The following is a 22,739-nucleotide window of genomic DNA, read 5'->3' on the forward strand; positions in this document are numbered from 1 at the left end:
CCGTGCGCGATGCTACGCCCTAGCGCATGAGCATTCCCTTCGCGCCCCAATCCATGGAATTCGGCCTTGGCGATAACGCCGACGCCATCCGCGACACCACCGCCCGCTGGGCCGCCGATCGCCTGGCGCCGCTGGCCGCCGAGATCGACGAAAAGAACGCGTTCAAACGCGAGCTCTGGCCCGAGATGGGCGAACTGGGCCTGCACGGAATCACCGTCGAGGAAGAGTTCGGCGGCCTCGGCCTGGGCTATCTCGAACACGTCGTCGCGATGGAGGAAGTGTCGCGCGCCTCGGCCTCGATCGGCCTGAGCTACGGCGCCCACTCCAACCTGTGCGTCAATCAGATTCGCCGCTGGGGCACGCCCGAGCAGAAGCAGAAATATCTGCCCAAGCTGATCAGCGGCGAGCATGTCGGCTCGCTGGCCATGTCCGAAGCGGGCTCGGGCTCCGACGTCATGTCGATGCGCACCCGCGCCGAAAAGAAGGGTGATCGCTACGTTCTGAACGGCACCAAGTTCTGGATCACCAACGCGCCCCACGCCGACACCCTCGTCGTCTATGCCAAGACCGATCCGGACGCGGGATCAAAGGGTTGCACCGCCTTCCTGATCGAAAAGGGCATGAAGGGTTTCAGCGTCTCCAAGAAGCTGGACAAGATGGGCATGCGCGGCTCGGACACCGCCGAACTGGTTTTCGAAGATTGCGAAGTGCCGGAAGACAACATCATGGGTCCGCTGGGCAGCGGCGCCGGCGTGCTGATGAGCGGCCTGGATTATGAGCGCGCCGTTCTGGCCGCTGGCCCGCTCGGCATCATGCAGGCCGCGCTGGACGTGGTCCTGCCCTACGTCCGCGACCGCAAACAGTTCGGCAAGCCGATCGGCTCGTTCCAACTGATGCAGGGCAAGATCGCCGACATGTATGTCGCCCTGAACAGCGCCCGCGCCTATGTCTATTCGGTCGCCCGGGCCTGCGACGCCGGCCTGACAACGCGCTACGACGCGGCGGGTGCGATCCTACTGGCGTCCGAAAATGCGGTGAAGGTCACGATGGAGGCCGTTCAGGCCTTGGGCGGCGCCGGCTACACCAAGGAATGGCCGGTTGAACGACTGGTCCGTGACGCCAAACTCTATGACATCGGCGCCGGCACCAACGAGATTCGCCGCTTCCTGATCGGACGGGAACTGCTGGGCGGCTGACGGCTTGTCTCCGCACAAGGGAGACAGACCATGCCCGCAAAATCCGCCGCTCAGCAAAAGGCCGCCGGCGCCGCCCTGTCGGCCAAGCGCGGGGACACGCCGAAGTCGAAGCTGAAGGGCGCGTCCAAGTCCATGGTTGAGTCCATGACGGAAAAGCAGCTGGAAGACCTTGCCGAAACCAAGCGCAAGGGCAAACCCGAACACGTGCAGGACTGAGACACAGTCGATTTATCTGATCGCCTGTCCGTTCTGTAAGTGGCGATCCGCGCGCCGACCGCCTAGATGGGCGCAATCTCCAGCCGAGCGCCCCGCCTGATGCCCGCCCAACCGCCTCCGAATGACGACCTGCGGCGGTTTTCCGACGTCCTTGAAGACCTCGGCCACGCCCCTGAACCCAAGCTGACCATGGCCGAACTGGTCGCGTCGTTCGGCGAGCGCGGCTTCGGGGCCATGATTCTGATCCTGTCTCTACTGGCGCTCCTGCCCTGGCCGCCCGGCGGCAAGGCGGTCTTCGCCGTGCCGATCATCCTGATGTCCCTGGAACTGGCCTTCCAGAGACAGAGCGTGTGGCTGCCGCGCTGGATGTTGAAGGCCTCGGTGTCCCGCGCCGCCTACACGTCCTTGATCGCCACGCCGTTCGCAGCCCCGGCCTGGCTACGCCGCTGGGTCCTGTCGGCAAGGGTGCGGATCGCCGGGCGCCGCTACATCTTTTCCGACGGCGTGAGGCGCGCCGTTCGCAGACGGCCGAACGGCGTGAGTGTCCTGAAGATGGTCCGCGCCATCGAACGCTTGACCCGCCCACGCCTGCCGCTGCTGACCGGCGATGTCGCCGACACTTTCACCGGCCTAGTCTGCGTCGTGCTGGCCCTGATCATGGCCTTGCCCATTCCGTTTGGAGACGCCCTGCCCGGTATCGCTCTGGTTCTGTTCGCCCTGGGCATGATGCAGCGCGACGGGGTCGCCATACTTCTCGGCGTCGTCGCGACCGCCGCCAGCGCCCTCTATCTATTTTTGATCTGGGCGACGGTGGTCGAGGTGGCGCAGCACTTGACCGGCTGGTTCGCCAAACTGCTGCACTGACGGCGACAAAAAGGGCCGCCGGGTTTCCCCGACGACCCTTCATTGCCTGACCGCGAACGGTCCGGCCGCAACTCAGTCTGAAAGGCTCAGACCAGACCCTCTCCGAGGGCCAGGGTCGCGGTCGCCGCTCGCGATTGATGACAATGAGACACTGGATCACCTCCTTTCGACTGTTGAACAGGGAGGTGAAACATAAGACGAATCAACGCCTTGCGCCAATGGGCTTCGCGCTTTCGTGAACGCGTGCCGATTTACTGCGTCGGCGACGCCCCGCCGGACAGGCCCTGCATGATCATGCGATTGATATCGATCAGATCCTGAAAGCTCTCTTCGCCCCGCATGATCGCCGAGGAATGGCGATTGATGAACAGGCTCAGGGAAATGATCTGCGCGCGCATCGGAGCGCCCAGGGCGTTGCCTGCATCGCTGCACTCGCCGGCCAGCGTCGACCAGAGGCGCCGATTCCAGTCCAGCGCGTCGATACGTGTGGCGATGTCGGACTCGTCGACGGTCGAGGCGTGAACCAGAGCGCGCGTGACCTGACCGAACAGACGGTACTCCAGGTCGCGCGGGCTCTCAGCCCTCGCTGTCGCCGCTGTGTAGGCCTGAAGCGACATTCAGCACTCTCTCTTCATACTCGACAATCTTACGCGCCGACATCAGGGCCTTATAGTATTCGCGCGCCAGCACATGACGCGAGGCCGAGACGCATTCGGCCAGGATGTCCGGGTTCTGCGTCGCGCCCATGAATTCGGTGATCCGCAGAGCGAGTTCGTCGAAGAACTTCGACGCCGAACTCTCGTCCAGATACATCATCATGATCGGGAAATAGATGCGGCGTGCGGGCGTGGTGACGTCCTCGGCCTGCATGATGTCCTTCTCGCGCAGGACGCTGGCGCGGTTTTGGAGGATCAGCACGCCGCGACGATCGCCGTTCTGGACCACGGCGCCATTCAGAACGAACTTCTCGCCGGGTTTCAGCGACAGCTTCAAGGCCATTGAGGACCGTACTCCAGTCGTGATCGAGCCGGTCGCGCACGACAGCTCCGAGTGAATCAGACTCTACCCCGGCATCAGTTAACCATCCCTTGTGAGATCGATCCGCTGGAACGCGTATCGTCGCCGTTGCGTTGGCTTGTCGAAGAGGAGACGACCATGCCGGACAACGACTATCAGGACGATCAGGAACAGTCTGAGACGTTCGACGAAACCCATCTGGACGACGAGGGCGACGGCGAATTTCTGCTGGATGAAGCCGACCAGGTGCTGGACGTGACCCAGGCTGACGGCGACGCCGACGAAGAGGAGTTCGACGAGGACGCCGAGGTCGATCTCGACGACCAGCTAGCTCTCGACGGCATCGAACGCGAAGCCGACGCCCTGTTGGGCGTCGATGGCGAAAACCGCGATCAGATCGACGCCGAAGGCGGGCCTGCGTCAGCACCAGATGAAGTCGAGCTCGTCTATTCGGGCCTGATGGAAAACGAACGCGGCGCACAGGCCAGCGCCGCCCACTGGGAAGCCAAACGGCTCTCGGATGACGACATCACGGACCTGGGATACGGCCCGGACGGTGATCAAGACGCTCCGGCGCGATAAGGAGACAATGACATGACCGACGATAAAGCCCGTCACGACGCGTCCACCGACGCCCCGCACGCCAAGCGCACGACCTCGCAGGACGGTGTGCCGGACCAGCTCGACAAGATCGAAAAGTCCGAAAGCCGCCAGGAGGCGCTCGTGGATGAGGGTCTGGAAGAAACCTTCCCCGCCAGTGATCCGGTCTCGGCCAAGCGCATCACCTGATCGCTGTTCACGACGCAGGCGATCCGCTAACCCACTTCGTGGAAACACGGAGTGGGTTTTTCTATGAGCCGTTTCGAAGGCACGGACCGTTATATCGCCACGAGCGACCTCAAGGTCGCGGTGAACGCTGCGGTCGCGTTAGAGCGTCCCCTGCTGATCAAGGGCGAGCCCGGCACAGGCAAGACGGTCTTGGCCTATGAGATCGCCAAGGCCTTCGACGCACCGCTGATCACTTGGCACGTCAAATCCACGACCAAGGCCCACAACGGCTTGTATGAGTATGACGCGGTCAGCCGACTGCGCGACAGCCAGTTGGGCGAGGAGCGCGTCCACGACGTCCGCAACTATCTGAAAAAAGGCAAGCTGTGGGAAGCCTTCACCGCCCCTGCCCGCCCCGTCCTGCTGATCGACGAGATCGACAAGGCCGACATCGAGTTCCCCAACGACCTGCTGCAGGAACTCGACCGGATGGAGTTCTACGTTCAGGAAACGGACGAGACGATCCGCGCCGAAGTGCGCCCCATCGTGATTATCACCTCCAACAATGAAAAAGAGCTGCCCGACGCCTTCCTGCGCCGCTGCTTCTTCCACTTCATTCGCTTCCCCGACGCCGAGACTCTGTCGGCCATCGTCGATGTGCACTTCCCCGGCATCAAACCGCGCCTGGTGTCCGAGGCGCTGAAGACCTTCTACGAAATCCGCGACACGCCGGGCCTGAAGAAGAAGCCGTCAACCTCGGAGCTTCTGGATTGGCTGAAGCTGCTGCTGGTCGAGGATATCGATGCTGAGACCCTGCGTGAGAAGACGCCGAACAAGCTCATCCCGCCGCTGCATGGCGCGCTGCTCAAGAACGAGCAGGACGTGCATCTGTTCGAACGCCTGGCCTTCCTGAACCGCCGCGAAGGCTCGCGCCCCGGCGGCTGACGCGGTGATTACCGCGATTTCACTGGATCACGCGGCCGCAGCGCGCAGAATGCGGGCCAAGAGAGGTTCGACCATGCGTCATGTCCTGCTTTATCTAGCCCTCAGCGCCAGCCTGGCCGCCTGCGACGGCGACAACTCGGTCCGCATCACCACCACCTCCTCCAGCGACGATCAGGGCGCGGGCGTATTGAAGGTGATCGACGCCCTGCAATGCCCAGACAATCTTGGCGTCCTGACACGAAAGGGCTTGGCGGCGGCGGGCGGCGCGAACTGCGTCTATGGCGGCCCCAAGGGCGCCGACGTCGTGCTGCATCTGGTCAAGCTGGACGGGCGTTCCGTCGATGACGTCCTGCGGGACTTCGAAGCGCGCGCCAGCGCCGATCTGCCCCATACGGTCGCGCGCCTTGCTCCCGGGGCCGGAGATGCGCCGCCGCCTCCGCCATCGATCGAGGCAGGCGATACGACTTCCGTCCAGGCGCCTGGGGTCGACATCAAGACGCGCGGCGAGGACGCCTCGGTCCGCCTGCCCGGCCTGAAGATCGAGACCCAGGGCGATAACGCCAGCGTCCGTATCGGCGGCATCAACATCCAGTCCAAGGACGGACAAAACGTCCGCACCGAAACCTCGACGGTCAGCGTGGACGCCAACGACAACTCCACTCGCGTGCGCACCCGTGCGCCGGGCGCGGCGACGCGCATGACCTATATCCTGGCTGACGATCAGCCCGGCGATGCGGGTTGGCGCCAGGTGGGCTTCGAGGCGCGCGGGCCCAGCGGCGGCCCGATCGTGATCGCCGTGGTCAGGTCCAAGGATCGCCGCAACGACGGCATTTTCGACGACGCCAAGGAACTGGTCACGCTGAACGTCGGACGCTAACGCGGCGATTTCCTGCGCCGTCTGGTCCCTCCCGCTTGATCCCGGCGTATCTTTGCGTCACCTGACCAGCCGACAAGCGATCAGGACACGCGATTTGGCCGAGCGCCCCACCAAGAAGAACGCCCCCCGCGCCTGGCAGCGCATGCTGTCCGGTCGTCGCCTGGATCTGCTGGACCCGTCGCCGTTCGACATCGAGATCGAGGACATCGCTCACGGCCTGGCGCGCGTCGCCCGCTGGAACGGTCAGACCATCGGCGAGCACGCCTTCTCCGTCGCCCAGCACTCGTGCGTGGTCGAAGAGATCGCCGCCCACATCAAGCCCGGCCTGGATCCGAAATGGCGTCTAGCCGCCCTGCTGCACGACGCCTCGGAGTACGTCATCGGCGACATGATCTCGCCGTTCAAAGCGGCGCTCGGAGCCGGTTACAAGGACTTCGAGGCCAAGCTGGAAGCCGCGATCCATCTGCGATACGGCCTGCCGCCCAAAACTCCACAAACAATCAAGACCCTGATCAAGAAGGCCGACAAGGCCTGCGCCTTCTTCGAGGCGACTCAGTTGGCGGGTTTCACCGAAAAGGAATCGCTGGGCTTCTTCGGCAGCCCGCCTGAGGGCTACAGCCTGACGATCGAACCTCAACCCGCGCCGGTCGCCCAGGCCCGCTATCTGGAACGCTACCGTGTCCTGGCTGGCGCCGTCGGCCTGATCCCCGCCGACGACGCCTGGCATACAGAATAACACGATGACCCAAGGGGCGGAGGACGGCGTTCGCATCGGTCTGTCGGCGGTTGTGATGACCTTGAAAGACCGACAGGCCGTCGTCCTGACCACGCCGACCGAGGACGGTTCGCGGGCCCTGCCCTTCGGGCCGTTTGATCCCGTGCGCGACCGCACCTTCGAACGCGCCCTGCGGGACTTCGTGACCGCCCAGACCGGGTTTCGGCTCGGCTTCGTCGAACAGCTCTACACCTTCGGCGACGCGGGCCGCGCCTCGCCGCGCGCGACGCCCGGCCCCGGCCGCTACAGAGAGGTCTCCGTCGGCTATCTGGCCTTGACGCCCGACGCGGCGGAAGGCCAAACCCACGACGCCCGCTGGGACGCCGTGTTCGAGTTCTTTCCCTGGGAAGATCGGCGCGGCGGCCAAGACACTCAGATCACGGAAGGCCTGCACGCCTGGGCCGATGGCGACGAGCACCGCCTGGCCCGGGCCCGCGCCCTTTTCGCCCTGACGGCCGATCACCGCTGGAACGAGGAGCGGGTGCTGGAGCGATATGAACTGCTCTACGAAGCACGTCTGGTCGCCGAGGCGTGGCGCGACGCCGACCTGTCGCCCACGCAGCCCATGCCGGGCCGCATCATGTCCTCGGATCACCGGCGCATCCTGGCGACGGCGCTCGGCCGCCTGCGCAGCAAGCTGAAATATCGTCCGGTCCTGTTCGATCTGACCCCTGGCGTCTTCACCCTGTCCGAACTCCAGGCGGGCGCCGAGGCCGTCTCGGGCCTCAGCCTGCACAAGCAGAATTTCCGGCGCGGCGTGGAGCGGACAGGGCTGGTCGAACCCACCGGACAGCTCTCTTCCACCACGGGCGGCCGACCCGCCGAACTGTTTCGATTCAAGGGCGTGGACGCTCAGACCGGCGCCGCGCCGGGCCTGTCCTTGCCCGCGCAAAGATAGCGTCGGATTTCTTTCACAGACGGGTTGCGAAGCGCTGCGGCTCCGACTAGAGAAGCCCCTCGCTCGACCAAGCGATATCGGCGCCGCGGAGAGGTGGCAGAGTGGTCGAATGTACCGCACTCGAAATGCGGCGTGCCTGGAAGGGTACCGTGGGTTCGAATCCCACCCTCTCCGCCATCGCCTGCTCCTGGACGTTCATCCAGGTGCAGGGCCGTCCAAATAATCAAACGAAGTCTTACACCTAGATCCACCGCCGTGTGGACAGGTCCGCAACTGCACGTCACAATCCAGGCCTGAAACGTGGGTAGCGACGAGGGTAGAGTGCGGAGCATGTCCAGATTGAGCGCCCTTTTCGTCGGGCGTGTAAAGGAACCAGGGATGTATGCTGATGGGGGCGGCCTGTATCTCCAGGTCAGTCGATCCGGCACGAAATCCTGGATCTTCCGGTACTCGCTCAATGGCCGCGAACGCGAAATGGGGCTCGGCCCCCAGCATACGATCACACTGGCCGATGCCCGAGTCATGGCGACGGAAGCGCGCCGGATGAAGCTGTCAGGAATCGACCCGATTGATGCCCGGAAGTCTCAGCGTCAAGCTAAGAGGCTCGAAGACGCCAGGGCGATCACTTTCAACCAAGCATCGATCGCCTACATCAAGGCAAACAGGGCGGCCTGGAAAAACCCCAAGCACGCCGCACAGTGGGAATCCACGCTGACCGCATATGCCGACCCCATTTTCGGCGACCTACCCGTTGCCGCTATCGACACGGCACTGGTTATGAAAGCGCTGGAGGCCATCTGGTCCGAAAAGCCAGAGACGGCCAGCCGGCTACGTGGGCGGATCGAGTCCGTGCTGGATTGGGCCACGGCGCGTGGATATCGCACTGGAGAGAACCCAGCGAGGTGGCGCGGCCATCTCGACAAGATGCTCCCCGCCCGCGCGAAGGTGCAGGCCGTCCAACACCATGCCGCCCTACCCTATCGCGACCTTCCGGCCTTCATGTCGTCCCTTCGCGTCCAGCCTGGTATTGGCGCTCTCGCTTTGGAATTCGCCATCCTGACCGCCGGGCGCACGGGTGAGGTGATCGCGGCCACTTGGGACGAGATGGACCTCGATGCCGCCACCTGGACGGTCCCCAAAGAGCGGATGAAAGCCAAAAGAGAGCACAAGGTGTTCTTGGGTGACCGCGCGCTTGCGATCCTACGCCCCCTGAAAGCCGCAGCGAGATCAGATTTCGTCTTTCCCGGAAACCTGCCCAACAAGCCTCTTAGCAACATGGCCATGCTCTCCACACTGAAACGGATGAACCGGAAAGATCTCACGACGCATGGCTTCCGCAGCACCTTCAGAGATTGGGCGGCCGAGACGACGGACTATCCGTCCGAAGTCGTCGAGATGGCGCTGGCCCATGTGGTCGCTAATAAGGTGGAAGCTGCCTACCGGCGTGGCGACCTGTTTGAGAAACGGAAAGGTTTGATGCGCGACTGGGATCAGGCCGCAACACCGAGGTGATCATATGCTGGAAAGACGATCCGGACCATTCGTTCAGATGGATCGCATCATGGCGGAGCTGTCACCCGCCGAGGCAGACTACAAAGAGCTGTTCAACGACCTAGAAGAGATTGCGGTTCGCATCCTCGCGGCGGAGAATATTTCACTTAGTAGTGTTTCCATGCAGTCCACTGATGATGCCCTCCGAGAATACTCGGAGCGCGGCATCATTGCGATGCACGCCTACGTATCGATTCGCTTGGTTAAAGGTTGGGCGGCTGACGAGACTGACAAGGGTAAAGGTTCAGCCGACACAATTTATCGCGTCGCTTACCATGCGGCCATGGCTGCAACTACGGCTGCACTTATCAGCCCCATGGTCACCAAGTTCAAATCCGACGAGCTGAGAGCGTTTCTCGGTCGGCAAAAAGGTACCAAAGCATCACAGAAGGCCAGCGAAGAACGCGCTAAAGGCATCAGGTCCGCGTTGAACAAACTAACGTCTGAAGGATTCCAGGCCCGGAAGCTGGATCCATGGTCAAATGCAATAAGAGCTTTGGACCCCGTGCTCGCGCCCCACGAAAACAACGACGCCATGAACAAGTTGGTTTCCAGAGAAGGAAAGGCGCTGTTTGGCAAAAAGTGGCCCAAACTGGCGAAAACGCGCCAATCGCTGAGCTAGCGCGAAAACCGTTATTTCGTCGATCCAACTTCTGGATACGCTTGGACATCAAGCCATTCATAGGAGTTGAAATGGATCCGAAGCCCCCTTCCGCTCGACTGGCGCTCTCCGTGAGCGAGTTCTGCGACACTTGCTCGATCAGCCGCAGCCTCTTCTATCAAGAGGTCAAAGCCGGCCGCATCCTGACACTCAAGGCCGGCAAAAGAACCTTGATCGCCGCGACAGAAGCCCACCGTTGGCTGAACAGCTTGAGCGCCGCTTGAGCCGCTAAGCGACATCGGCGGCCAGCCGCCCCCCTCCCCCCAAACCTCTATCATCATTCACTTAGGGAGTTCTCGCTCACAATGGCGAGGATGCGATGATGCGCGCCTTAACCGCTGTTAAAAACGACCCCAAACAAGCCGCACGGTCCAAGTTTCTTTGGCTGCGACAGGTCCTCACCGACCCCGCCACCGGCCATCTGGCCTGCCGTGTCGCCGGTCTTCTGATTGACCATATCAACCGCTCCACAGGTGAAGCCTGGCCCTCTCAGGCGCGCCTGGCTGAAGCTGCAGGCGTCACGCCCAGGGCAATACAGTACGCCCTTCAAAAACTGATTTCTGGCGGTCATCTGAAAGTGCGCCGGCAACGCGGCCTAGCCAACCGCTATCAGCCGCTTATTAGACCGACGAATGACAGTTCGCCGGATCGCTCCGGACTGGCGAACTCCAGTTCCAAAACCTACGAAACCAGCTTCGCACGACTCCTAGAGACTCCTTTAAAGAAGGTGCTCGACGAAGCGGAACGGCAGCGCCTAGGCCGTGAAATGTCGACCCTGGCCAGACAATTGAGCGGACGCTCATCGCGGAGCGGTGCCGATGCGTAGCCGACTTCCTGATGACCGAGACGAGCGGCGCGACCTTGACGCCGGCACCTCATACGACTTCGACGCCGATGTCGCCTCGACCGAAGCCGACGCCAATGCCGCCCAACTCGATGCTGCTTTGGCTCAAATCATAGGCGGCAATCACCAGGTGCTGGCCGGTTTCCGCCGCTTCGAAGTTCAGTTGGCCGAACGCGCGCGTGAAGACAGCCGGCATGTCGCCGCATTGTCCAAGATCGTGGTTGCCCCGGAGGACATTGCCCATGCGGCCTACAGTGGAGCCGCAGCCGGCATTCAGCAGCAACATGGCGCTGACATTCAAAAGGTCTCTGACACGGCACAACAGGTCGAGTCCGTGGCGAGATGGCTGATCGAGAACGCCAAGGAGGAACGTTCAGAACGTCGCATTTGGGTTGAAGCCACCATGTACGCAGCCTGCGCCGCCGCTGTAGCAATCCTCGCTGCCGGTACGATCGGCTACTTCATCGGCTCAGACAGCGGGGCCAAGGAGGGCTATGCCGCCGCCCGCGACGAAAAAGCCGCCGCCTCCTGGGCCATGACCTCGTCCGGTCGCTTTGCCCTGGAGTTGGACAAGAACGGTGTGCTCGACAGGATGCGCACCTGCGACGCTGAGGGCTTCACTCGTAGGAAGCACCAGGGCCGCGCCGCCTGCTTCACTGAAACCGGGTGGTATCTGCCATGACCCGGATGGCCAAGCACGGCGGGCTAGCGCCATCTTCGTTTCCGTTGCGTCGCGGTGCCATCGCAGGCTTGGGGCGCGTGGCCCCATCGCCACAACGTGGCTGGGTGCAGGGGCTTCGCCCTTGCCGCGCGCATTGGGAACCAATGCTAAAGTGCGCCCTTGCTCCTTTCGGCGCTTCGGGTGTCAGGGATCGGAAGTGCTGGATCAGGGAGTTTCAGCCATGACCTCCCACGCTCAGGAACGTATCAAGAAGGCCCGGCTCAAGGTCTCCCAAGCTCAGGCCAGGCTGGAAGCTTTGAGCGCCCGCGCCGCTGCCCACGAGCGGAAGGCCGACACCAGAAGGAAGATCATCCTCGGGGGCCTTCTGCTCGACGCGGCAAGCAAGGACACGCGCTACAAAGGCATCCTCGATGCCTTATTGCAGCGGATCAGCCGCGAGGCCGATCGCCGCCCCTTCGACGGCTGGGAGCCGTCCAAGCCGACTACGATCGATTAGCGCCATGTCGATCTTCCACCTCACCGTAAGGTCGGTCTCGCGTGCATCAGGCCGCAGCGCAGTCGCCGCTGCGGCCTACCGGGCGGGTGAGCGTCTTATCAATGCCAGGGACGGTCGCGTTCACGACTACACTGCAAAGCCTGTGCTCGAAGCCTTCATCATGACTCCAGACGCGGCACCGTCCTGGGCGGCAGATCGAAGCCAGCTCTGGAACGGGGTCGAGGCCACTGAGAAACGCAAGGACGCCAAGGTGGCGCGCGAATACGAGCTTGCCCTCCCGGCCGAACTAGAGGCTCCAGCGCGCCGATCACTCACGGTCAACTTTGCCGAACTGCTGATCGAACGCTACGGCGTCGCCGTCGACGTCGCCCTCCACCCACCGGATGTCGACGGCGACCAGCGCAATTACCATGCTCACTTGTTGACAACGACTAGAGCGATGACGCCCGACGGACTCGGCTCCAAAACTCGCCAGCTTGACGTTTCGAGCACGGCATCAGTCGAGGTAGAAAATTTGCGCGCCTCATGGGCGGCGATGATTAACTCAGCTTTGGAGAGGGCTCAGATTCCCGACAAAGTTGACCATCGAAGCTTCGAACGTCAGGGCACGCTAACCGAGCCCACCGTGAAGATGGGGCCAGTCAATACCGCCGTCGAACGGCGCGCGCTGCGCAGCAGCCATCCAGACCAAGCCCTTCAACCAGTGACGGCACGCGGTCAGCTAAACACTACGATTAAGGAAATACGTGCGCTAGCAATTTATATTGAGCGAGGTCGCGCCTTTATAGAATCGGAGACCATGAAGCTCGTCGCTGCGACGAAAGACTTCGCGGCCGGCGCAAAACGCTTGGCAAACCTCGCCACACTTCGACGAACCGCTGGTAACATTGCCCGAGAAATTCCGGACTGTGTCGATGCCGAACCCAAGCGCGACCGCAAGCTAGAACGTTAGCGGTGAAAGTTGTTTTCTTGGGTTTTACTGTAAACTGTTTCACCAGGAACTTCAGTCTCAAACGGTGGAAATGTCGTCGGCGGTCAGATCGAAGATGGGGTTGGCCCAGGATTGCGACGCTCATTAGGATCGCTAAAAATCCCTCCTAAGAGCTCAAGCTTTGTCCAGCCCCTCGCCTGCCCTATCGCCGAGCTCCAGCCCTGCCAGCCGCGCCTTCTTTGCAAGCTCGGTCGGCGACTTCCTCATTGCTGATCCCACCGCGATCGTTGGCCAACTCTCCAGCCGCCACGTCGCTTTCCATGCCTCGGCTGAGGCTGAGCAGATCCGCGCTTGGGAGCGCGAGATCGAGATCCTGAAGGATGTGCTCGCGCCCTACGCCAGCGGAGCGTGGTCAATCCTTCTGGAGGTTCCGCTGCTGCGGCTGGCCAAGCGCCTGGACGCGGTTCTTCTCGGCCCCGGGCTGGTCATCATTATTGAGTTCAAGACTGGTGCCGGATCCTTCGCAGCGCCCGATCGGCTTCAAACCGAGCGCTATGGTCAGTCGCTTCGCGATTTCCACGAGGTGAGCCAGTCACGCCTCATTGTCCCGATCCTGTGCGCTGAGCTCGCCCCCAAAGCGCCCGTACGTCTTTCGTTCACCGACGGCGTCGCAGACCTCATGCTCGCCAATGCGGCTACGCTAGGTGAGGCTCTGGGGCTGGCCGCCGCCCAGACTGACCCGGCCGCCGTTTCCGTCGACGCCGCAGCTTTCGCCCTGTCGCCCTATCGCCCGACCCCGACCATCGTCGAGGCGGCGCAAGCCCTTTACGCAGGGCATCAGATCGCGGACATAGGTCGTGGCGACGCCGCCGACACAGAGCTTCAAGCTGCCGGAAGCCGTCTTCAGCAGATCGCGGCGGACGCCGAAGCCAAGCGGGCCAAGGTCATCTGTTTTGTCACTGGAGCACCTGGCGCCGGCAAGACGCTGCTGGGGCTCGACCTAGCGCTGCGCAGCCGCTCGGGCACGAGGCCTGCCGCCCTGCTGTCCGGAAACCGCCCGCTGGTTCATGTTCTGACCGAGTCGCTCGCAGCCGACCATGCGAAGCGGACAGGCGAGGCCAAGGCCAAAGCCCGCTATGAGGCCGACGCCGCCATCCAAAACCTCCTGGCCTATCTCAAGGAGCATACCGACGGCGCGCCGCCCCCTGAGCATGTGATCGTGTTCGATGAAGCGCAGAGAGCATGGGACGAGGACGTCGGCCAGGAACTGATGGGGCGACCCAACTCAGAGCCCGAACTCTTCTTGAACATCCTCGATCGGCTCGACTGGGCATGTCTGGTGTGTCTGGTGGGGCCGGGTCAGGAGATCAACCGGGGCGAAGGCGGACTTCCGCTCTGGGGCGAAGCCCTTGCGCGTGCGGCCCAGGCGGGACGATCGTGGACGATCGTGGCGGCGCCCCAAGCGCTTGACGGCGGACCGGATGTCGCCGGTCCAGGACTTCTATCCGCCAACAAGATCCAGCCCGATTTAGTCCAGCGCGAACCGCGCCTGCACCTCGCCAACGCGATCCGCGCCTATCGCAATCCCATGCACGGGCGTTGGGTCGCGACCCTGCTCAACGGCGACATCGCGGCGGCCCGCGCACTGGCTGACGCCATGCCTGAGCCCCCCGCCTATTTGACGCGTTATCTGGACGTCGCCAAAGAGTGGCTTCGACAACGGCGTCGGGGTGGTCGCTCCGTGGGGCTCCTGACAAGCTCCGGGGCTGTGCGTCTGATTGGCGATGGCGTTCCGCCGGCCCCCCGCTCCAACGAACTGGGGCCGATCGGACATTGGTTCTTGAAGCCCTGGACTGACTTCCGCAGCTCTGGTGCCCTCGAAACGCCTATGAGCGAGTTCGGGTGTCAGGGTTTGGAGTTGGACTATGTCGGGCTGTGCTGGGGCGGCGATCTGATTTGGTCCGGGTCAGCGTGGACGCCGCGGATGATGCGCGCGCCGCGCTGGCAGATGGTGCACGCTGCGGACAAACAGCGTTTCCGATTGAACGGCTATCGGGTCCTGCTAACCCGTGGGCGGGCCGGTTCGATCCTCTATGTGCCGCGTGGGGACCAGAACGACCCGACTCGCCCGCCTCACGAAGCTGAAGCGGTGGCGCAGATCCTCCTGGCGGCCGGCTGCGCGCCCGTTTGAGAAGCCCACAGCCTCGTAAGATCGCGAACAAACAAAGAACTGGACGTCCGCGGGATGAGCCGGCAGTTTGTAGGACTGCCGAATCTCGAACTCAGCTCGGCACGGAGACGCCGATGGCTGCGCGCGACGGGCAAAGATTTTTCTACGAGTTTTTTGCAGGCGGGGGCATGGCCCGTGCAGGGTTGGGCAATGACTGGTCCTGCCTGTTCGCGAACGATTTCGACGCCAAGAAGGGCTTCGCCTACCAGGCCAACTGGGGCACCGGGGGCGAGCTGACGGTTGGCGACATCCGCGCGCTCAAGCCGGGAGCTCTGCCGGGCGCGCCCAATCTCGTCTGGGGCAGCTTTCCGTGTCAGGATCTTTCCCTGGCGGGCGTCGGCGCAGGCCTTGCCGGAGAGCGGTCGGGGACCTTCTACCCTTTCTGGAATTTGATCCGCGGCCTGGCCGACGAAGGCCGCGCCCCTGAGCTGGTGGCGGTTGAGAACGTTTGCGGCGCCCTCACCTCGCACGGCGGCGCAGACTTCCGGGCTATCTGCCAAACCTTCTCGGACGCCGGCTATCGCTACGGCGCTTTGGTGATCAACGCCGATCTGTTCGTGCCTCAGTCTCGGCCGAGACTGTTCGTCATCGGCGTGCGCGCTGATGTCGTGATTCCGCCTGAGCTGCTGTCGCCGGAGCCGATCGAGCCCTTTCACACCCGCGCACTTGGAAGGGCTATGGCGGGCTTGCCGCCAGAGGTTCGCGAACACCTGATCTGGTGGAATGTGCCGACGCCGGAACGGCGTCAAAGCACCTTCGCCGACATGATCGAAGAGGCGCCCACGAGCGTGACCTGGCACAATCAGGCTGAGACGAAGAAGCTTTTGGACATGATGTCTCCAGTCAACCTGGCCAAGGTCGAGGCTGCAAAGCGCGCCGGACGGCGCATGGTTGGAGGCGTCTATCGGCGGACGCGTTTCGATGTCGACGGCGCCAAGGTCCAGCGCGCCGAAGTACGGTTTGACGACGTCGCAGGGTGTCTGAGGACGCCTGCCGGCGGGTCAAGCCGTCAGATCATTCTGGTGGTGGATGGCCCCCGGGTGCGCTCGCGGCTGATCTCAGCGCGCGAAACGGCGCGATTGATGGGGCTGGATGACAGCTACGTGCTCCCGAGCCGCTACAATGAGGCCTATCACTTGACGGGTGATGGGGTCGCAGCCCCGGTCGTACGCCACCTGGCTCAGCACATCCTGGAGCCTCTGTTGAAGGCTCCCGCGCTGCGCCAAGTCGCCTAGCCTGTGGCCGGTCCGCTTCAGCTTCAGGACGGGTCTCACCTTCCCCCGTTCGAGACGGAAGACCTGCGGGCCAATCTCGCAGCCTTCCTCGACGCCGGCTTCGCTGATCCTTCGGGCACGACGGTTAGGGTCGGCAATTACAAATGGGGCGTTTACGCCTTTTTCGACTATGACGGCGAACCGATCTATGTCGGCCAAACTAACGAGATGCTGCGCACCCGCATCCGTCGGCACCTGACCAATCAACGCACCGATGCGGTCGCTATGTCGGTCTTGGATCCATTCGAGGTCTATGAGATCGAGGTTTGGCCTTTGCCAGAGTTGCAGACTATCAGCGGCAAGGACTTGGAGGCGCGTCGGCGTCTGGACGCGCTTGAGCGTCTGATCACAGAACAGGCGGTTCAACGCTCGACCTTCAAGGCCATCCTCAATGAGAAGGATCCGCCGCCGGGCGTTCTGGCGGTTCATGCACCAGCCTCGTTTAGGGGCAGGATCGTCTCAGACCGGGTCTTCGAGCTTCGGTCTCACCCCGACTTCCGCATCGCCCGGCGGGCGCTTGTCATTTCTCGGCTCGCCCAGGTGATTTCAGAGCGTAAGGTTCAAGGCGGTTTGCGCAGAGTGCTCAAGACCCAAGCCCGTCGGCTGCAGTGGCTGGCTGAGCGTCGCTACGAGGCGCTTGGTGGCGCTGCCTCAGTCGAAGAGGATGATTCATCCGAAGTCTCTACGTAGCAGGACGACGCGGATGGCGACGGCACATTGATCTATCTGAGACGCCAATGCAGATCAGGGTAGGCTTCTGAGGTATACCTGACCGTGATCGCAGGCCGATCTCGATCGGCATTTACCACATCACCGCCACGCCGGTTTTGCGGCGGGCGTTACAAGATCAATGCCCGGCCTTGTTACTTGCTGCACCGGTTCATTCTGACTTTTGCGGAGACTACGATGACAAGTTTTTCGGGATCTGACCCGACCTCTCGCGCCTGGCGTCGCGAACAGATGGATCTGAGCAACGATATCGCGGGCTTGCCCCGCGCACCCTACGCCGACGCGATGATAGCTGCTCTAGACATCCTGGAGCTGACTGATGAACAACGTATCCAGGCGCTGAACACCTATTTTAGGACGCTGAGCGAACTTGCAAACTCATTTGCTCAGGCAAATACTCATGCTTTCCAAGGACCGGACGATGACCGATCGTACGCTCAAACAAAGATATATGCCCCCGAAGAACCGAGTTTGGGAGAATTCCAAGGGTGGCTTCACTCATACCGTGAGGGAAACCGAGGCTTTGCGGTCAAACGGTGCGACAACGGCGACATTGTCGACCTCACCTTCGCGGCCGAACGAGATTTGTATGTTGCTGGCGCCCGGATCGGTGACCTAGTTCAAGCTTCAGAAACAGCCGCCAGAATCTTAGCCCGAACTGCCACCTCCTAAAGCGAGATTTTCATCGGCCATTAATCCGTCCTCGAGGGACCAGTTGCGTTCGCCACAGACCGAGTGACGGCCGATCGTTTGCTCGGGCGAACGATTTATGCCCGCCGGAAACTTCGCTTGGGGCTAGGTTTAGTCGCTTTGAAGAGCATCACCCGGTGATAGAGCACGAAGTATGGGATCGCCAAAAGTAGCAGCAGCCCCACACCGGCGAACAAAATCGGGTTCTCATATTGGATACCTGCGACGATCAGAAAACCGACGATCCCGAGAATGACGACGGTGAAAACGGCCGTCACTATGCTCACCACAATGACACTCAGCAGCTGCATGGGCCTTCCCGTCGCAATTGCCATCTGCGCCTGGATTGGCTGTGCCATCTCCGGCGTCACCTCCAGCGATAAGATAGAAACTGTCGTTTTGATGTCGTCATTCGGACCGCTAGTTTCTGACATTCTTGGTGCCACCCATAATCAATGCTAAAGTGTATACATATTGCTAAATGCCCAGCCCTAGACCAGCGCTAGCGTAGTAATGTCAAATTTTTTTGGTTTTTCGCGAGTATATGGATCGACGTTTGATTTTACCCCGGGTATTGGCATCGCGACATACGGAATTCATTATTTGAAGCCGTTACGGCGTAGACCAATTTTACATCTAAAATAACCAACTCTATCAATTCTGGAAATTTCCCAGTCAGAATTATCTCGCCAATAATAGTCGAGCGTTATACTTTGAAGCGCCATGTGCGGTCATTAGATGGCTTTTTTCATCCACACATTTTGGGGCGCGCAAGATTATCAATTAGTTAAGACTCTTCTCTGGATCTGAGTTTCTAGGCGTCGAGATCCAACTTGAACAGGCGCTTAAGCAACTCCTCAACCGCAGCTTCAGCCTCAGATAGTTCTTTATCGGAGACCCGAGGTTCGGCTTTAGAGAACATGAGATCGTATTTCAGTCGCGCGATGCTGCCCAAGCGGGTCCACAGATCGCTTGGCAGTTTGATCGTTGCCTGCAGTGTGGCAGGTGCCGAACGTTTCCATACAAGCAAACCATGCAACTCTTTATCTGAAAAATCGTGTCTGGTATGATTGACCAAGTACGCTTTGAACGCCGCAATCATAGTCGTCTCAAGCAGAGATAGGGCAAACCAGTTTCTGTAGACAAGCGTCTGCCCAGAAACTGCTTTTGAGGCTACCACACCTTCAAAAAGCGAGATGACGTGAGGCTTAGACTTTGCCACAGCATGGTTGGCTGAGTTCACGCGCTCCGCATAGCGAGGGCGCGATTTCGGTGCCGCCGGCAGAGTCGCCTTCTTGGCTTTGAGAAAATCGCCGACCTCGTGTGTCTCGATGGTGCCCTTTGTGTACGGGAAAACCTTTTCAACCCAGTCGCCCATGTAACCACGCGAGTAGGCGGCGTAGTGTTTAACAACGTCTACGAGCCACTCGCGAATTTCCACAAAAACGTGGTGTTTTGAGTTGATGTCCGACTTACTGCTGTTCCAAGGCATTTCGTCGGCATGCCCGGAGATCGAGACGATGATTTTTGTCAGCGATAACTTTGGGTGCGGGACGCCCGCTTGGCCTTTTGTAAAGCCTACTTCAAAGCTCTTCATGGCGGGGGCCACAAGGCGATCATTGCAGTAGAAATAGACGCCGTACTCTCCTGTTGCCGGGCTAGACTCGTTGCTCAGGCCAGCCAGTATGTCGATGGTCAGCACTCGGCCAGACGGCGCAGTGAGTTGCCCTGAGAAGCGTCTCGGCCCGTGCTGAGGCGGATATGACCACTGCTCAAAGAACCGGGGTTCGATCTTTTCGTCATTCAGCCGAAGCGTTACCCCCGGCTTGTTAAGGAAGCGGCCGTACGTAGCGCCAAGATGATGCCGCAGGTTACTCTCAAGCTCGTCCGTCAGCTCCAGCCTCAGCTTCTGAAGCTCGACGCGCGTAACGCCAGGCGCGAGGCCATCGACCTCGTGGACCTGCAGCAGCCAACTCTCTCGGTTCAGCCAAGACTCATCAAAGGCGATCTGGAACGCGCCGGCGCTGCCATGCCGGGTCGTGATGGCGATATCCTTGGAGAGGGCGACAACAGCCCGCTTCGTTCCGACCCCGAAAATTCCTATCGTCTCATCTGTTGAAGCAGTCTGTCCTATGGCCACGGCATTCGGAGCCGCAGATCCAGACTGACCTGGCCCGACGATGTAGCTGAGCTCGCCGCGGGCAAGACCTCCAGCATTGTCTTCAACGACGATCGTGCGCTCGTCCTGATCGAGCCAAATGTCAATCATGATCTCCCGCGCTTTCCCGCCGCGCGTCCAAACATCGAGACCGTTATCAACCAGCTCGCAAATCGAACGGTTTAGGTCATAGTCAGCGATGATTGAGAGGAAGAGCCTCTTGGATGGCACCGCATCCACATCGCCATCGTAGCGCTTCATCACGCTCCCTCGATCTGCCAGTTCTTTTCTATCATGGATCGTGATTCGGCCCGCTGAGGTAGCGTCCGAGTTGCGGTGTGGGGAGGCAATAAATGCAATATTTCGAGCGGAATCTCCTGCCGGTTCCCTCGGCGTTCCGAAGCGGCGAAGCTGCTGTTATGCGCCGCGAACTTATGGAGTTCATGAAGCAAGCCAGGCCGCGTCGCGCTCAGTCGTTCCCACCGTCACAGGAACTGCGGTTGGACGATGAGGTGCAGGATGCGCTCATTCGGCTTTTCAACGGAAAGTGCGCTTTCTGCGAACGTCGGACCTACGTATTTCCGCATCGGTTCCGCCCACTCCAGGAGGCACTGCCGCTCGCGCAGGTCTCGCAGGCTCACCTTTATTACTGCTGGCTCGGGACGGACTGGGGAAATCTCTACAGCATTTGTGCCGCTTGTGATCGCCGCCCTAAAAACCTCTTCCCCGTTGGCGGTTCGGGGCGCGGTGCCCTACCGCCTCTCGATGAGCTTGAACTATTCGCCAGCGAAAACTCTGGCGTCTGGCGGTGGCCGCATCGAGATCGCCCTCTCGTCCTTGACCCCTGTCGGACACGCGCATTTCCGCGATTTCTCTCGTTCGACTTCGCTGGCGGGATCTCGGCTCTGGAGGCGGCAGGACATGAGACGATATCAGTATTTGGCCTAGATCGACCGGAACTCGTCGAAGAGCGCGCGGCTGCCTTTTCCGCCTATATCGGCATGATTAAAGCCAGCGCTGGGAACGGCCTGCCAAGAGATGCCTTTGATTTCGCTTCAATGGCGTTCGGGGGCGGATGGTACATCCTGCTTCGTCGGCTAGTGAAGTATCTAAACGAAAGACTGAATTTGAACCTCAATGCGGGGCGGACGCGCATCCACACTTCGCTTGAACGAATTCTGTCGATGCCGGTCGGGCACGAAGTCTTGGATGAAGCAGTCGAAGACTTGCGCAATCCGGAAGTTGCGAAAGCGCCGCCCTCGCAAGGACGCTCCCTTAACTTGCAAGGTCGGCAGCTAGTTCGCGCCAGTTTCGTAAACTTCAAATCGCTGGAGGCACTGACAGTCGATATCGCGCCTCCAATCTCGCCCGACCCAGACAATGGCCGCCCCCTTGGCGAAGCTTCAGCCCTGCTACTACTTGGCGAAAACGCAGCTGGTAAAAGCTCGGTTTTGGAAGGTGTGGCGCTGGCCCTAATTGGCGCAGATGGCCGCTCGGGGATTAATCGGCCGTGGCGAAGCTTTACTATTGATCCCTCTATGCTCGGGGGGCGGCGACAGGCTCGGCATCGACAAGCCACCGTACGACTGTCTTATGCCGATGGCGGAGCCACCACGCTTACAGTGAGCGATGGATTTCAGGATTCAGGAGACACTGAAAACCTTCCGAGCGTTTTCGCATATGGCGCATTTCGGCAGTACTCCGATCGCGGCGAACGTTTCCATGGAGGCGGCACCGTTGGGACGCTATTCAGGTCCGATCTCGTGTTGCGCAATCCCGAAGAATGGCTTCTGAGCTTAGACAAGGTCCGGTTTTCTCTTGTCGCGCGGACGCTGAGCAAAGTGTTCGAACTGGAGGGAGAGTTCGAATTCATAGAAGCCGACGCTGCGAACAGTCGATGCCTCATCCGACGACAGGTTGGCGAAGGCGCTGACGCCGTTCTGACCCGAACTCCTCTAACCGTCGCGTCCTCAGGTTTCCGGTCAATCCTAGCAATGCTGTGCGACGTTTTTGAAGGCATTATGGGCAAAGGAAAGGCCTTTGTCCCTCTTTCCGACGCGCAGCCCGTCATCCTAATCGACGAGATCGAGGCCCATCTTCACCCTCGATGGAAGATGCGCATCATCACTGCGCTTAGGCAGATCCTCCCCTCAGCGACATTCATTTTCACGTCGCACGATCCGCTCTGTCTCAGAGGGATGCACGACGGCGAAGTCGCCGTCCTTCGTCAGGCGGTCAGTGGCGACGACGAACGGGGAGACCATCTGCCGGTCTTCATCGAAAGTATAACCGACCTTCCAAACATCGACACGTTGACGATCGAGCAGCTGCTGACCTCCGACCTATTCGACATGTTCTCTACGGACTCCGTGCAGATGGAAACCAGCACTGCCGAGTTGAGCAGCCTTTTGGCTCTACGCGCGACAGGAGGGCCGCTCACGCCAGCCGAGAAAGCTCGTTTGCAGTCGCTTGAGCGTGAGGTCCTATCCGCGTTACCGTTGGGGACCAGCAAGGTGCAAAGCATGATTTTGGACGCAGTCGCGATTTACCTAGACGAAAGATCGGGGCGCCAGTCAGCTGACAGTGATGAGCTGGAAGAGGGAACAAAGCGGCTTATAGCGGACGCCTTGGGCTCGTACCTTCCATGAGGCAGGTCTCTCGAGGCGCTAAGCCCCCTCCCGCATCGTTGAGCAGACGGAACAAAGACGGTCACACCGAGCTTGATCGAGTGCGGATCCATCGCAGCAAGCCGCTTCCACCGAACGGTACGCGGCCAGCCTTCAAATACGCCGCATACAAGGCAGACGACGTCAAACTTCGCTTGGAAAGTTTGTTTCACGGGAAGTGCGCTTACTGCGAAAGCAATTACGCCTCACAGGCGCCGGTCGATGTCGAACACTACCGTCCAAAAGGCAGTGTAGAGGGTGACCCTGGACA

25 protein-coding genes and 1 tRNA gene are annotated in these 22,739 nt (G+C 61.0%); 22 read left to right on the forward strand and 4 right to left on the reverse strand.

The window, feature by feature from the left end; translation table 11 throughout:
• The first annotated feature begins 26 nt into the window (after nucleotides 1–26).
• The 3 genes from BLR19_RS03740 (at nucleotide 27) to BLR19_RS03750 (ending at nucleotide 2,276) form a co-directional block, all read left to right on the forward strand.
• Nucleotides 27–1,196, forward strand: a complete 1,170-nt coding sequence (locus tag BLR19_RS03740; protein ID WP_091747322.1) for an isovaleryl-CoA dehydrogenase — start codon at nucleotides 27–29, stop codon at nucleotides 1,194–1,196.
• A 30-nt stretch (nucleotides 1,197–1,226) separates the two neighbouring features.
• Entirely contained in the window at nucleotides 1,227–1,412 is a 186-nt protein-coding gene (locus tag BLR19_RS03745) for a DUF3008 family protein (RefSeq protein WP_039247297.1), read from the forward strand.
• 99 nt (nucleotides 1,413–1,511) lie between these two features.
• Nucleotides 1,512–2,276 carry an exopolysaccharide biosynthesis protein gene (locus BLR19_RS03750; protein ID WP_218119310.1) on the forward strand — a complete coding sequence of 255 codons (765 nt, stop codon included), beginning with the start codon at nucleotides 1,512–1,514 and terminating at the stop codon, nucleotides 2,274–2,276.
• Between the two features lie 251 nt (nucleotides 2,277–2,527).
• Here BLR19_RS03750 and flaF read toward each other — a convergent pair whose 3' ends face one another.
• Complete coding sequence (flaF, locus tag BLR19_RS03755; RefSeq protein WP_055808591.1) at nucleotides 2,528–2,893, reverse strand: flagellar biosynthesis regulator FlaF; 366 nt, start codon at nucleotides 2,891–2,893, stop codon at nucleotides 2,528–2,530.
• Complete coding sequence (gene flbT / locus BLR19_RS03760) at nucleotides 2,853–3,275, reverse strand: flagellar biosynthesis repressor FlbT (RefSeq protein ID WP_045811316.1); 423 nt, start codon at nucleotides 3,273–3,275, stop codon at nucleotides 2,853–2,855. Before flbT ends, flaF begins: the two co-directional genes overlap by 41 nt.
• Nucleotides 3,276–3,431: 156 nt before the next feature.
• Between flbT and BLR19_RS03765 the strand changes: the two genes are divergently transcribed.
• The 18 genes from BLR19_RS03765 (at nucleotide 3,432) to BLR19_RS03845 (ending at nucleotide 17,626) form a co-directional block, all read left to right on the forward strand.
• Nucleotides 3,432–3,875 (forward strand): hypothetical protein, encoded by a 444-nt coding sequence (locus tag BLR19_RS03765; RefSeq protein WP_066551816.1) that lies wholly within the window; start codon nucleotides 3,432–3,434, stop codon nucleotides 3,873–3,875.
• 12 nt (nucleotides 3,876–3,887) lie between these two features.
• Nucleotides 3,888–4,082, forward strand: a complete 195-nt coding sequence (locus tag BLR19_RS03770) for a hypothetical protein (RefSeq protein WP_066551817.1) — start codon at nucleotides 3,888–3,890, stop codon at nucleotides 4,080–4,082.
• A gap of 63 nt (nucleotides 4,083–4,145) precedes the next feature.
• The gene (locus BLR19_RS03775; protein ID WP_017505219.1) at nucleotides 4,146–5,006 is read left to right on the forward strand and encodes an AAA family ATPase; all 861 of its coding nucleotides are present in this window, start codon (nucleotides 4,146–4,148) and stop codon (nucleotides 5,004–5,006) included.
• A 73-nt stretch (nucleotides 5,007–5,079) separates the two neighbouring features.
• Nucleotides 5,080–5,883, forward strand: coding sequence for a methyltransferase type 11 (locus BLR19_RS03780; RefSeq protein ID WP_066551818.1), 804 nt, complete (start codon nucleotides 5,080–5,082; stop codon nucleotides 5,881–5,883).
• A gap of 94 nt (nucleotides 5,884–5,977) precedes the next feature.
• Nucleotides 5,978–6,619: a YfbR-like 5'-deoxynucleotidase gene (locus BLR19_RS03785; protein WP_017505221.1), complete on the forward strand. Its 642-nt coding sequence runs from the start codon at nucleotides 5,978–5,980 to the stop codon at nucleotides 6,617–6,619.
• Between the two features lie 4 nt (nucleotides 6,620–6,623).
• Complete coding sequence (locus BLR19_RS03790) at nucleotides 6,624–7,556, forward strand: NUDIX hydrolase (RefSeq protein ID WP_091747329.1); 933 nt, start codon at nucleotides 6,624–6,626, stop codon at nucleotides 7,554–7,556.
• Between the two features lie 87 nt (nucleotides 7,557–7,643).
• A tRNA-Ser gene (locus BLR19_RS03795) sits at nucleotides 7,644–7,733 on the forward strand.
• A 153-nt stretch (nucleotides 7,734–7,886) separates the two neighbouring features.
• The gene (locus BLR19_RS03800; RefSeq protein WP_091749077.1) at nucleotides 7,887–9,068 is read left to right on the forward strand and encodes a tyrosine-type recombinase/integrase; all 1,182 of its coding nucleotides are present in this window, start codon (nucleotides 7,887–7,889) and stop codon (nucleotides 9,066–9,068) included.
• A gap of 37 nt (nucleotides 9,069–9,105) precedes the next feature.
• Nucleotides 9,106–9,729 carry a hypothetical protein gene (locus BLR19_RS03805; RefSeq protein WP_091747332.1) on the forward strand — a complete coding sequence of 208 codons (624 nt, stop codon included), beginning with the start codon at nucleotides 9,106–9,108 and terminating at the stop codon, nucleotides 9,727–9,729.
• Between the two features lie 71 nt (nucleotides 9,730–9,800).
• Entirely contained in the window at nucleotides 9,801–9,992 is a 192-nt protein-coding gene (locus BLR19_RS03810) for a MerR family transcriptional regulator (protein WP_091747337.1), read from the forward strand.
• Between the two features lie 98 nt (nucleotides 9,993–10,090).
• Nucleotides 10,091–10,594, forward strand: coding sequence for a helix-turn-helix domain-containing protein (locus BLR19_RS14575; RefSeq protein WP_176758261.1), 504 nt, complete (start codon nucleotides 10,091–10,093; stop codon nucleotides 10,592–10,594).
• Nucleotides 10,587–11,294 carry a hypothetical protein gene (locus BLR19_RS03815; RefSeq protein ID WP_143007326.1) on the forward strand — a complete coding sequence of 236 codons (708 nt, stop codon included), beginning with the start codon at nucleotides 10,587–10,589 and terminating at the stop codon, nucleotides 11,292–11,294. Before BLR19_RS14575 ends, BLR19_RS03815 begins: the two co-directional genes overlap by 8 nt.
• Before the next feature lie 220 nt (nucleotides 11,295–11,514).
• Nucleotides 11,515–11,790, forward strand: a complete 276-nt coding sequence (gene traD / locus BLR19_RS03820; RefSeq protein WP_091747345.1) for a conjugal transfer protein TraD — start codon at nucleotides 11,515–11,517, stop codon at nucleotides 11,788–11,790.
• Between the two features lie 4 nt (nucleotides 11,791–11,794).
• A complete protein-coding gene (mobQ, locus tag BLR19_RS03825; protein WP_176758262.1) occupies nucleotides 11,795–12,742 on the forward strand; it encodes a MobQ family relaxase in 948 nt (315 codons plus the stop codon).
• Nucleotides 12,743–13,103: 361 nt separating this feature from the next.
• Nucleotides 13,104–14,912 (forward strand): DNA/RNA helicase domain-containing protein, encoded by a 1,809-nt coding sequence (locus tag BLR19_RS03830; RefSeq protein ID WP_143007327.1) that lies wholly within the window; start codon nucleotides 13,104–13,106, stop codon nucleotides 14,910–14,912.
• Nucleotides 14,913–15,025: 113 nt separating this feature from the next.
• A complete protein-coding gene (locus tag BLR19_RS03835; RefSeq protein WP_091747354.1) occupies nucleotides 15,026–16,186 on the forward strand; it encodes a DNA cytosine methyltransferase in 1,161 nt (386 codons plus the stop codon).
• A gap of 3 nt (nucleotides 16,187–16,189) precedes the next feature.
• Nucleotides 16,190–16,915 carry a GIY-YIG nuclease family protein gene (locus BLR19_RS03840; RefSeq protein ID WP_091747357.1) on the forward strand — a complete coding sequence of 242 codons (726 nt, stop codon included), beginning with the start codon at nucleotides 16,190–16,192 and terminating at the stop codon, nucleotides 16,913–16,915.
• 270 nt (nucleotides 16,916–17,185) lie between these two features.
• Nucleotides 17,186–17,626, forward strand: a complete 441-nt coding sequence (locus BLR19_RS03845; RefSeq protein WP_091747360.1) for a hypothetical protein — start codon at nucleotides 17,186–17,188, stop codon at nucleotides 17,624–17,626.
• Between the two features lie 95 nt (nucleotides 17,627–17,721).
• On the opposite strand, the gene BLR19_RS03850 is transcribed toward BLR19_RS03845, so the two are convergent.
• Together BLR19_RS03850 and BLR19_RS03855 are read right to left on the reverse strand one after the other, a co-directional pair.
• Complete coding sequence (locus BLR19_RS03850) at nucleotides 17,722–18,078, reverse strand: hypothetical protein (protein ID WP_091747364.1); 357 nt, start codon at nucleotides 18,076–18,078, stop codon at nucleotides 17,722–17,724.
• Between the two features lie 380 nt (nucleotides 18,079–18,458).
• Nucleotides 18,459–20,063: an ATP-binding protein gene (locus BLR19_RS03855; protein ID WP_091747366.1), complete on the reverse strand. Its 1,605-nt coding sequence runs from the start codon at nucleotides 20,061–20,063 to the stop codon at nucleotides 18,459–18,461.
• Between the two features lie 92 nt (nucleotides 20,064–20,155).
• Between BLR19_RS03855 and BLR19_RS03860 the strand changes: the two genes are divergently transcribed.
• A complete protein-coding gene (locus tag BLR19_RS03860) occupies nucleotides 20,156–22,450 on the forward strand; it encodes an AAA family ATPase (protein WP_091747370.1) in 2,295 nt (764 codons plus the stop codon).
• Nucleotides 22,451–22,739: the final 289 nt, after the last annotated feature.

Origin of the sequence: Brevundimonas sp. 374 (assembly GCF_900102995.1) — a bacterium.
Classification (GTDB): Bacteria; Pseudomonadota; Alphaproteobacteria; order Caulobacterales; family Caulobacteraceae; genus Brevundimonas; species Brevundimonas vesicularis_C.